The 10,955-nt window shown below is 61.7% G+C and carries 10 protein-coding genes; all 10 read right to left on the bottom strand.

Features of this window, described 5'->3' with window-relative positions:
• Nucleotides 1-405 precede the first annotated feature (405 nt).
• The 10 genes from GQX66_RS01350 to GQX66_RS01305 all read right to left on the bottom strand — a co-directional run bounded on the left by GQX66_RS01350 (nucleotide 406) and on the right by GQX66_RS01305 (nucleotide 10,939).
• Nucleotides 406-1,419 carry an IS110 family transposase gene (locus GQX66_RS01350; RefSeq protein WP_240865414.1) on the bottom strand — a complete coding sequence of 338 codons (1,014 nt, stop codon included), beginning with the start codon at nucleotides 1,417-1,419 and terminating at the stop codon, nucleotides 406-408.
• 124 nt (nucleotides 1,420-1,543) lie between these two features.
• Nucleotides 1,544-2,521 (bottom strand): LysR family transcriptional regulator, encoded by a 978-nt coding sequence (locus GQX66_RS01345; protein WP_240865411.1) that lies wholly within the window; start codon nucleotides 2,519-2,521, stop codon nucleotides 1,544-1,546.
• 39 nt (nucleotides 2,522-2,560) lie between these two features.
• Nucleotides 2,561-3,508 carry a peptidylprolyl isomerase gene (locus GQX66_RS01340; RefSeq protein WP_240865402.1) on the bottom strand — a complete coding sequence of 316 codons (948 nt, stop codon included), beginning with the start codon at nucleotides 3,506-3,508 and terminating at the stop codon, nucleotides 2,561-2,563.
• Entirely contained in the window at nucleotides 3,505-3,972 is a 468-nt protein-coding gene (locus GQX66_RS01335) for a YbjN domain-containing protein (protein ID WP_085683839.1), read from the bottom strand. Before GQX66_RS01335 ends, GQX66_RS01340 begins: the two co-directional genes overlap by 4 nt.
• A 29-nt stretch (nucleotides 3,973-4,001) precedes the next feature.
• Nucleotides 4,002-4,631 carry a DNA repair protein gene (locus GQX66_RS01330; protein WP_085747269.1) on the bottom strand — a complete coding sequence of 210 codons (630 nt, stop codon included), beginning with the start codon at nucleotides 4,629-4,631 and terminating at the stop codon, nucleotides 4,002-4,004.
• Nucleotides 4,632-4,647: 16 nt separating this feature from the next.
• Nucleotides 4,648-6,345, bottom strand: a complete 1,698-nt coding sequence (locus tag GQX66_RS01325; protein WP_240865394.1) for a putative porin — start codon at nucleotides 6,343-6,345, stop codon at nucleotides 4,648-4,650.
• A gap of 39 nt (nucleotides 6,346-6,384) precedes the next feature.
• Entirely contained in the window at nucleotides 6,385-7,089 is a 705-nt protein-coding gene (locus GQX66_RS01320) for an energy transducer TonB (RefSeq protein WP_240865380.1), read from the bottom strand.
• A 3-nt stretch (nucleotides 7,090-7,092) separates the two neighbouring features.
• Nucleotides 7,093-7,518, bottom strand: a complete 426-nt coding sequence (locus GQX66_RS01315; protein ID WP_007955109.1) for a biopolymer transporter ExbD — start codon at nucleotides 7,516-7,518, stop codon at nucleotides 7,093-7,095.
• An 11-nt stretch (nucleotides 7,519-7,529) separates the two neighbouring features.
• Nucleotides 7,530-9,329 (bottom strand): MotA/TolQ/ExbB proton channel family protein, encoded by a 1,800-nt coding sequence (locus GQX66_RS01310; RefSeq protein WP_240865378.1) that lies wholly within the window; start codon nucleotides 9,327-9,329, stop codon nucleotides 7,530-7,532.
• Nucleotides 9,330-9,343: 14 nt separating this feature from the next.
• Nucleotides 9,344-10,939 carry a ShlB/FhaC/HecB family hemolysin secretion/activation protein gene (locus GQX66_RS01305; RefSeq protein ID WP_102687641.1) on the bottom strand — a complete coding sequence of 532 codons (1,596 nt, stop codon included), beginning with the start codon at nucleotides 10,937-10,939 and terminating at the stop codon, nucleotides 9,344-9,346.
• Between the last annotated feature and the right edge of the window lie 16 nt (nucleotides 10,940-10,955).

Here is a 10,955-nt window from a genome sequence, read left to right as displayed (position 1 = left end):
CCCATTAGCCGGTCTCAAGTCAAGGTTAAAAGCCACCGCGCCCTGCAGTTTTCAACTGTAGGGTTTGCTCTCCCACTCAACCTGATCGGTTGAACCCGTCGAACCCGTTTCCTCTTCATTGGCTACGAACGAGTCGTGCCAGACACCCATTTGGATCAAGCGGTAGCGATACAACCTGCACCGCCCTGGCAGTTAACTGCCCCAGAGAAACGTTGGTGCTGCCAATGCGTCCAAAACGTGTCACAGAACTGTGGCTCGTGCAAAACACACGTCCAGTCCCAGCTGGCTCACCTGGCAGACGACCCGGTTACAACACACTCAGGCGGTGATGGTCGGTCGCCACTCAGATTTAGTGGTTCGAGCCCAGTCCCTTTTTGGTTGGCCAACCATCACCTCATTCGTCCCTCAGGCGAAACAGCGTCTGGCATCAAAAGGCTGTTTCTCCTTCAGGATGTGATAACTCGCTCGCGCCAGCTTGTGTGCCAGTGCCTTGGTAGCGACCACGGCATTGGTCTTGGCTTTCTTCTTCTCGAAAAAGCGTTTGGCATCCTCGCTGAAGCGCCGGGCGAAATTAGCCGCTTCGATATAAGCCCAGATCAAATAAGCGTTGCCGTTCTTGGCGTTGCCTTCACCTTTCTTTTTGCCGTTGGAGTAATGCGCACTTTTTACGCAGCGAGCGTAAGAGGCGAAGTGGCCTACGTCGGCAAAGCGCTCAATATTTCCGGTTTCCAGCATGATGACCGTGGCCAGCACTTCGCCAATTCCGGGCATCGTTTTCAACAAAGAAAACTCCGGGCGCAAATAGGCTTCGTGCAGTAATCGCTCTTCAAGAAAATCAATCTGGATCTGCAATGCCTGAACAATGGCGACATTCGCTTTCATTGCCAGAGCCACATCCGTCGGCAGGCCCAGCCTGTCGACGGATGTGGCTGACAGCCCTTTGACTTCATTGCAGCTCAACCGCTGGCCAAACTGGCGCGCCATGATGTTCTCGACGGACAGAATGTGCTGAGTCCGGCTGCGTACCAGTTGAATACGTTTGCGTGCCAAATCTCGCAGCGCACGTTCTTGCGGCGGATGGATATATCCGGTCGGTAAAATCCCGAGTCGCAGCAAATGAGCCAGGAAAGTCGCATCATCCTTGTCGTCAGAATGCTTCAAACCGTCGTAGCGTTTCATCGCCACGGGATGGGCCAGCTTCACCTCAAAGCCCGCTGCCTTGAGGCCATCGACCAACCAATACCAGTTGTAGGTGGACTCAACCACGACGCCAACCAATTCAGCACGGTGAGGCTCGAGCAGCGAAAGGATTGGCGTTAGCTGGTTGGGGCAACGTCGACTGACCAGTACTCGATCCGTTTCGTCGGTAACCACCACAACACTGTTGTTCGAATGCAGGTCTATGCCACAGAATTTCATCACGGCCTCCTACGCAAAAGACTAAGTTCGCACCTTGAATTTTGCGCCACCTCCGTGAGGTGGGGAGGCCGGCCAGATGATTCTCAGATTTATTTAAGCGAATAATCCGTCCTTCTCTATTCAGCTATTCAAACCACTCCCCCCGCTCGCTGAAAGTGCGCCTGATCAACTCAACCAGCACCTGCACCTCCCCCACCATCTCCGACTCGCTATTCACCGCCAACCAAGCCTGCAACCGCATCGCCTCCTCAAACAACCCCGGCAACGCCACCAACCCGCGATCAAACCGGCTCATGTACATCGGCAACAACCCAATGCACGCGCTGCAACGAATCATCTCCAGCATCAGCTCATAGGATTGCATCTGCACCACCCCAGCCAGCCGTTGTTCAACCAGCTCATTCCACGGCCGAAAGCTGTCGATCTGCCGATCGTGCTGCCATTGCACCAGCATGAAATCGGCGAGGTCATCCGGACTTTCCGGGCGTGCGGTGACGCGGGAGTAACGTTTGGCGATGTGCGGCTGATATTCCAGTTGTGCAAGGCGTTGCGGTTCGCTGGTGGCGAAGGTCGGGCCGGGGTGCGGGGTGTCGCCGTGGGCCAGCCACAGCACGATGTCGGCGCTGACGGCGCGCAGGGCCAGTTCGCTGTCGAGGGCGATGATCTCGAGGCGCACGCTGGCGTTGCGGCGCAGCAGTGCAATGAGGTCGCGGCCTAGGATGTCGTGCAGGATCGATTCGGCGACGGCCAGCCTGATCAGGGGTTGCTCGATCACCGGTAGTTTGCGTTCGTGGGCCAGGGCAACCAGTTGCGCCTGCAATTGCTGGCCTTCGCGGGTCAGGCTGAGGGCGCTGCCCTGAAAGCTGAACAACGCGCATTGCAGTTGCTGTTCGAGCTGCGCCAGTTGTTTGCGCAGCAGGGTCGAGCGCACGTTGAGGCTGCGAGCCGCCTGCATGAAGCAGCCGCAACGGGCGCTGACCAGAAAGTATTGGGCGACGTCGCCGTCGAGCGTCGCCGCTTGCGCCAGCCAGGGTTCGTCCTTGTCCCGGGGCCAGCGAAAATCGGCGCTGCTCTGTCGTGCTGCGGGTTCGGTGAATGACATCGATGACTCCCTGTCGATCTTTGTTTTGGTGTGCAGCGCTTAAGGTTTGCTCTCCAGCACCTTATTGAGCTCGGCCCCGTCGATACTCAGCGTCGCGGTATTGAGCATGCCGTCCAGATAGGCCTGGGCGATCTGTTCCTGACGCTGTGCCCGCAAGGCCTGGGTCAGTTGATCGCGCAACTCGTCGAGGGTCGCGGTGCGGGCCGGTTGTTGTTCGGTGAGTTTGATCACGTGAAAACCGGCGCTGCTTTGAACGGGATCGGAGACCGCACCAACCTTGAGTCGTGCCACGGCGCCACGTACTTCCGGCACCAGTTGCTGCAACGGTTGCAGGCCGGTGTCGCCCCCGCGTTCGGCCGTGAGGCGATCCTGAGAAAACTCCTTGGCCAGCGCTGCAAAGTCCGCCGGGCTCGACTGGGCTTTCTTGCTCAACTCCGTCGCCTGTTTGCGCACCACCTCAAGATTCTGTGGCTCATTCACCCCAAGGAAAATCTGGCTGACCCGATACAGCGCGGGCGTCTGCCAATTGGCCTTGCCCGCGTCATACGCCTGCTGCAACTCGGCAGCGCTCGGGTAATCCGCCGGCACCTGGCTCACCGACTGCAAATAGTCGCGAAACACGATCTGTTCGGTGGCGGCGCGGGTCTGCCGCACCACGTCCGGGCGCTGCGCCCAGCCTTGGGCATCGGCCTGTTCCAGCACGGCTTTTTCGGCCAGACGTGAACGAATCCAGCGCTCGAGCGCCTCACGATTACCGCGCAGTTGCTCGCGGGTTTGCGGTGGAACAGCCGCCAGCAACGCCTGCAATTCCTCCGGCGAAACCTGCTGCTTGCCTAATCTGGCTACTGCCGGTTCATTGTTCGCCGCAATCACCGGCGCCGGTTGCTGGGCGGCGACCGGGTCATTGCCCGGCCGCACCACCAGCGCCACGGCCACCACCAACAGCGCCACCGCAGCGGCGCTGATTACCATGGCAGGTTTTGTCACAGCGCGACTTCCTCTTGCTCAACTTTTGGTGCCTGGGCAACGGCAGCGCTTTGGGTGAAATCACGCAGGTAAACGATGAACTCCTGAAGCAGGCGATCCCACAATTCCAGGTTGCCGCGCAGGTGGTCATTGCTGACGCCGGCCGCTACCACCACGTCCATTTCCATCACCAGAAACTCGCCCTGCAACGACAACCGGGCAAACCGGCGGGTCGCGTTCCACTGCTCGGCCACACCGGCCGGCAATTCACCCTGCACGCGCAAGGCGCAGCTGAAGGTGAAGTCGACGTAGCTGCCCTGCTCCGCCACCGCCGGGTTGCCGAAACGCACGGCATAACCGATGCCCTGGCTGGCGCTGAGCAACTGGACGATGCCGTTCTGTTCGGTCTGGTTGACGCGGTAACCGGCGGCTTGCAGTACGTCGGTCAGGGATTGCGGGGATACGTGGGAGATCAATTGAGTCATTACTTCTTCCTTGTCCATGAGTCTTTTAATCAGTGCGCGATCGCGGCTTGCGGCGCATCGAATTGAGTCTTGTACAGTTCGTCGCCAAAGCCCTGAGCCAGTTCATCGAACTTGACCCGGGCGCTGCCGGCGAAGGGCTGGCGGATCTTCATCACCTCGGCCACATCGATGTTTTCGTAGGCGGTGAGAATCTGCTTGGCCACGCCGTACATCTGCTGATTCTTGACCGAACATTGCTGCACTTGTGTGTCACGTTCAGCCAATTGCGCTTGAAGCTTAGACCGTTCTGCCTCTTTGGCACGGGCCATGACCAACAACTCGTCATAGGCTTTCTTGAATTTGCCGGTCTGCTCGTTGCTGGCCGCGACTTGCGCCTGGGCCTGGCTGTGCAGGCTTTGCTGCTGCCCGGCCAGTTGTTCGGCGAGGCCTTTGGCCTTGGCCAGTTCGGCGGTCAATTGCTTGATTTGTGCCTGCGCAGCCTTGGCTTCGTTCTGCGCCGCCAGTTGCGCGGCGCTGGCCTGGGCCTGTTGGCTTTGCAGGGTTTGCAGCTGTTGGGTGGTGCTGCGCAATTGCGTGCGCAGGCGTTCTTCCATGCCTTCGGCGCTCGCCCCGGTGGCGATCAACATCCCGAGTCCAAGCCATAAAAAGCGGATTTTCATAACCCTCTCCCGGCGCTTAGAAGCGCGTGTTGATCTCAAGCTGCATGACGTCGATGTCGAACGGCGCGCCATACACCGCCTCCGAACTCAGCCAGCGGCCGGTGGCGTAGACGTTCTTCGCCAGACCGTAATTGCCGCCCAGGAAGTAGCCCTTGGCGTTGGTGCCGCCGAGGTGGAACGACGAGTCGTTGAAGCCGTCCGGCAGGGCATCCGGCTGGATGTACTTGTAGCCGGCGAACAGGTTCCAGTCGCCCTGCTTCTTCAGCTCCAGCGCATTGCCGAGAGTGAACTGGACCATCCACGCATTGGCGCCGCTTTCGATGTTGCCGTTGCTGTCGAGGTTGTTGACGATCTGCCCCGCCGCACGCTTGCGCATGTCGCCTTCGTCGTAACCGAGGTTGTGGATGTAGTTGCCCTGGCTGCGCAGTTTGAAGTCTTCCGGCAGGTCGGCGTCCCACACCACGTTGAGGTCGAGCAGGTTGAACTCGGACGCCAGGCCGACAAATTGCGGTTGCGCCGTGGTGGTCGGGTTGAGCGGGTTCGGCGTGATGTCACGCAGCAGGAACACGCTGTTGCCCTTCTGCATGAAGGCCGCGCGCGTGCCGTCGCTGTCGCAGCCCGGTGCGCCAGCCCACGGTTCGCAAGGGCTCGAGCGCTGGCCTTCGATGTCGTCGAAGCGGTAGTAGGCCAGCGCACCTTTCAAGCGATTGTTGCTGTTGATCGCCCATTTGGCGCCGATCTGCGCACCGTACAGCCATTTGTTGTCGCTTTCTTCCTTGTCGAAGCCGTTGCTGGTGGTGGCGTCGTTGGTGTAGTCCACCGGGAACGCGCCGACGGTGCCGAATACGCCCCAGTCGCGGCTGAGCTTGTGGTCGAAAATCGCCGCCACGCCGTCGAAGTTCAGGTCGTTGGAATACAGCATGTCGGTGGACATGAACGGATTGGCGAAGCGGCCACCGGTCAGGGTCAGTTCATCCGACGGCTTCCAGGTCAGGTAACCCTGATCGAGCCAGATGTCCTTTTTCGAGAAGCCGCCGCCGAGGTTCTGGGTGGTCGACACCGGGTTGTTGTCCGAGCCGGTGCCGATGCGGATGCCGGCGGTCCATTCCGGCGAGATCACCGCTTTCATGCCCAGCCGGGCGCGCAGGCGGAACAGGTTTTCGCGGTCTTCGCGGGTGTTGAGCAACGGCGGCAACGCGGTGCTGCTGTTGGGGTTCACGTCGTACGGGCCATTGTTGTTGAGCTTGGCGAAGTCGACGATTTCGTTGCTGTTGCTGCCCGAGTAGTAGCGCGATTCGTCACGCAGGCGAATGTCGCCGTCGAAGCTGATGCGCGACGCCCAGTCCGGGAATGTATTGGGCGCCGCCCAGTTTTCCTGCTTGGCGGTGGCCATGACCTCGGCCTTGACCTGATCACGGATCTGGTCGCGCACCGCGGCTGGCACGTATTGCACCCGCACATCGCCCGGCGCGGCGACCGGCCCGGCGGCCACAGCGGTAGACGCCGCAGCCTGTTTGGCCTGGGCCGCTTCGTTCTGGGCCTGGGCGATCAGTGCGTCGGCCTTGTCCTGTTTCAGAATGCCCTGCTCGACCAGCAAGCGGATCAGATTGATCGTGGCGTTCTCCGAGGGCGCAGGCGCTGCCGCGGCCTGACCGACCAGGGTCGCGATGACCATGCCGATCGCCAGGGACAATCGATTCACGTTGGAAATCATCTGCACACAACTCCTTTTCATACAGCTTTATGAATTCGGTTAACCCGGACGCCGCCCTTGCAGGGACATGCGCACAGGCAAGGTGAAGGAGGCCGGTGGCCGTTCGCTCAGGTGGGGCGCGTTACGCAAGGCGGCCAGCACCTGACTGTCAATCTCGGGGTTGCCGCTGGACTTGATCAGCTCGACCCGGGTGATCTCCCCGACGCTGCTCAGCCACACATCGGCCTGCAGCGAAAACGCCAGGTTGCGCAGGTCGGGGTTCTCGCGCAGCAGCTTCTGGAAGGTGAACGCGAGGAACTGGCTGTAGGTGCCGTTGCCCAGTCGCCCACCGCCGGAACCCGCCATGCCGCCGCCCTTGCCCGCGCCGATGTTGAAGGCGTCGCTGCCGCTCTGGGCGTCACCGTCAATCTGCATCGGGTTGGCCAGGTCGTCGGCCGGCGATGGCGGTGCTTCTTCCTCGGGCTTGACCTCTTGCGGCTCGGGCGCTGGCTCGGGCTCGACGATTTTTTCCTCGACCGGGGTTTCCGGCTCCGGCGGTTTTTCCGGCGGCGGAGGTGGAGGTGGCGGCAACGGGATGATCGTCGGCACCTTCGGCGCTTCCCGGCGGATGCCGCTCATGTCGTTGGCCCACTGCCACAACAGGAATGCCACGACGGCGCTCAACAGCAGCCCGGCGCCCCACTTCACGTAACGCAGTGGCGACTTCTTCACCGGCAAAGGCTCGATTGGCAGTTGTGCAGTCATCACTCAGCCCTGCGTCGGTTTGCCGGTAACGAGACCGACCTGGGACAGTTCGAGCCGGCGCAGCAGATCCAGCACTTCGATGACCTTCTGGTACTGCACCGTGGCGTCGCCGCGCACAATCACCGGGAAGTCCGGGTTCTGCGCTTTCTCGATGCGCAGGCGTTCTTCCAGCTCCGGCAAGGTCACCGGGTAGGCGTCAAGGAACACCTGGCCGCCGTCGTTGACCGAAATCGCCTTGGTCTTGGCCTCCGACAGCGACACGGCGGCGCTGGCCTTGGGCAGGTTGATCTGGATCCCGGAGACCTGCGCAGTAGCGGTGAGGATGAACATCACCAGCACCACCATCAGCACGTCCACCAGTGGCGTGATGTTGATGCTGTCCACTGCGGCATCTTCGTCATCGTCGTGGGAGGCATTTACGGACGCCATGTCAGTGCTCCTCAGGCCGGTACGGAGTGGTTGGCGTGATGACCGCGCTGATGCGCCGCTTCACTGGACTGGCCTTCGCCATGCATCTCCGCCAGACGAGTGATGAACTCGTCGACGAACACGCGCATGTCGGCGCTGACTTCCTTGTTGCGGGTGATCAGGCGGTTGTAGCCAAACAGCGCCGGGATCGCGACGAACAGGCCCATGGCCGTGGCCAGCAGGGCTGCCGCCATACCCGGCGCGATGGCGTTGATGTTGACGTCGCCGGCCATGGCCGTACCGAGGAACACCACCATGATCCCCAGCACCGTGCCGAGCAGGCCGATGTACGGGCCGCCGGCGATGGCGTTGGACAGGGTCGAAAGTTTCGAGCTGAGCTGCTGGTTTTCACGGGTGCGCACGCCGTCCATCGAGCAGCGGATGGCTTCGATGGTTGCGGCGGAAACGGACGAGGTATCGGCGCCCTGCTCGCGGCGGGTGCGGATTTCTTTCACCGCCACTTGATACAGGCGCCACAGCGGCGAGTGCTGCAAACGCTGGGCGAGTTGTGTGTCGTCGGCGAACATTTCCAGGCGGGTGCCGACCTTGGCGAATTGCACGCGGAAGTCTTCGTTGGCGGCGGTGACACGGCTGAGGGTGCGATTCTTGCGCAGCATGATGATCCACGACTGGAACATCATCAGCACCAGCACCGCGATGATCACCCAGGCATCCACCGGCACCGCGTTGAGCAGGAAGCCGAGGCTGCCGAAACCGAAGCCGGACTGTTCTTCATCGACGCCATAGGCGACCAGTTTCGACTCGGCACCCTGGGAAGTGGCGTCGGCCAAAAGCAGCGGCGCCGGGCGGGCGACTTTCGACAGCCGCAACTCGTCAATGGCGCCTACGAACGGCTGGAAAGGACCTTCATGAAGATCGGCGCCGATGGCCATGACCGAATTGAAGGCCGGCATCGCCTGAGCCAGTGCCGCGCCTTCGCGACCGTTGATGTACAGCGTCACTTTCGCGCCTTCAGCGGTCAGTGCGACGTGCTGCCATTGGCCCGGATTCAGTGGCTGCGTAGCGACGGCGCGCTGGCCATCGATTTCCACAAATGGCACGCCCTGATTCACACCAACCAGCAGGCTGTTGGAGCCTTCGCGGCGGGCCAGGATCAGTTGCTCGCCATTGGCCTGATCCAGACGCAGCCAGGCACTGAAGGTGAAAGCGCTGCCAGCGTTGTGCTGCAGCGACGGACTGGCCGGCAACAGCAGCGGCTGGCCGCTGAACTGCAAGGCACGCCCTACTACGCCGTCGATGGCGGCGCCGGTCGCGCTCTGCGCGGTGTTGCCGTAAGCGGTGGTGTCTTTCGCCGGGGTGCCAGTAGCGCCGTCGAAGTGATAGAGCGCGGTGTAATTCGGATCGAACGTCAGTTGGCCATTGCCGGTGGCCGGCGCCTTCTGGTTGCCGTAGTACATCCAGATGTCCTGACGCTGACCGCCCTCGACATTCGGCACATCAACCCAGATCAGCGCCATGCCCATCAGCGCGTCGAAGCTTTCGATCTGGTGGTTGAGCACGGTCTTGTCATCGGCGGCGACGAAGCGCAGGTCCGAGCCGTCCTCTTTTACGCCATCAAACGTGAAGTTGCCGGTGTGCAGGCGCACCAGCAGCGCGGTACGACCGAGGGCCTGATTGATCGCGGCGCCTTGCGGCGTGGTGTCGACGGCGATCTGTTTGCGGTAATGCCAGTCGTCCTGCCACCAGGCCTGAGCCGTGGCCGGGAGCACGAAGCCCAGGCAGATCAACAACGAAAGGAAAAGGCGCTGCATGGAAGTGCTCCTTGTTAGAAAGTGGCCTGAAGGTTGAAGTGCAGGCGCGATTCCTGTTTCGAGGTGTTCGGCCCTTCGAGTAGCGGATAGCCCCAGTCGAGGCTGCCGGACAGCCATTTGCTCAGGCTGGCGCGGGTGCCGAGGCCGACACTGGCCAGGGCGTAATTGGCGTCCTGGTCCGGCAGTTCGTCGCGCAGGTAGAGTTGCGCGCCTTCGGCGAAGGCATAGAAGCGCCAGTCCTGCATCCAGCCGCCGACGTATTTGGCCAGCGACGGTGTGCGCAGCTCTTCGCTCAACAGGAAGCCGTCATCGGCGGTGCGTTCGGCAGCCAGATAACCGCGTACCGAAGTGGCGCCACCGGCGGAGAATTGTTCGTTGGAAACCAGCGGCCCCGACGCCAGCTGGAACGCGGCTTTACTCGCGCTCTGCCAGTCGCTGTCGAAGGTCCAGGTAAAGTTGGTATCGCCCTTGAGCACGGCGAAACTCGGGTTGGCGCGGTAGCGTTTGTAGTCGAAGTCTTCGTCGGAACTGCCGTAGCCGAAGATGCTGCGAGTGGCCGCGACCAGGCTCAGGCCGAGGCCGAGCTGGCTCTTTTCGCTGTAGCGGTAGCCGTTGTAGGCAAAGGTGAACGGCGCGTATTTCAGCGGCACCTTGTCGCTCTCGCCGGACAGGGTCAGGCGTTCGTCGAAGTCCTTGAAGTCGATGCCCGCCGACAGCGAGTTCGACCAGTTGCCGCTGGACGGGATCGTGTAGATCGCCGCTACGCCGTAGGAATGGCCCTTGCCGAGCACGTTGCTGCCGCCGATGGTGGCGACGTTACTGTCGGACTGGTAACCGGAGAACTGCACACTCCAGCGCTCGGTCAATGGCGCGGTGTACGAGCCGGACCAGACCTTGGCGTTGTCGGTCTCTTGCGGTGCGGTGAAGAACGTCAGGTTGACGCTGTGCCCCAACTGCCAAAGATTGTTGTAGCCGAGGCTGGTGACGGTGCGCAGTTTTTCGGTGTCGGCGCTGTAGTCGTTGTTCAGCCCGACGCTGGCGGTCCACGGGTTCTGGTCTTCGACCTGCAGGTCCACGTCCATGGTGCCGGGGCGCTGGCCTTCGCGCACCAGCGGCATCACCTGCCGGCCCGGGGTCTTGTTGAGTTGCGCCAGTTCGCCCTGGACCTTGGCGAAGTCCGGCACCTCGCCTTCCTTCAGCGCCGGGACGTTGTCGCGAATGTCCAGCGGCGAATAGTGTTTGGCGCCGACCACACGGACCCGGCCGACCTTGGTTTCGCTGACTTGCAGGTAGACGATGCCGTCGGCCACCGCCTGCTCCGGCAGTTCGACGAACACCGATTGATAGCCACGTTCCTGATAGGCCTTCTGCAAGGCATCCCGCGCGCCTTCGATGTCGCTCAAGGCTTTTTGCGGGCCGAGGAACGGGTACACCGCTTCTTCGATCGCCCGCGCATCGAGCACGGTGTTGCCGCGCACGAAGTATTCGTTGACGTCCACCAGACGCTGCGCCGCTGCGTTCTCGGCCTCATCGGCGAACGCCGGCTGCGCGCCGGCCGTCACCAGCAGCCAGCCCCACAGCGCCAGCCGTGACGTGAAAATCTGATCCACACTACCCCCTGAAATT

The organism is Pseudomonas sp. B707 (assembly GCF_022496685.1).
Classification (GTDB): domain Bacteria; phylum Pseudomonadota; class Gammaproteobacteria; order Pseudomonadales; family Pseudomonadaceae; genus Aquipseudomonas; species Aquipseudomonas paraglycinae.
The sequence above is the reverse complement of the archived record's forward strand: the minus strand, read 5'-3'. Positions and strand labels throughout refer to the sequence as shown.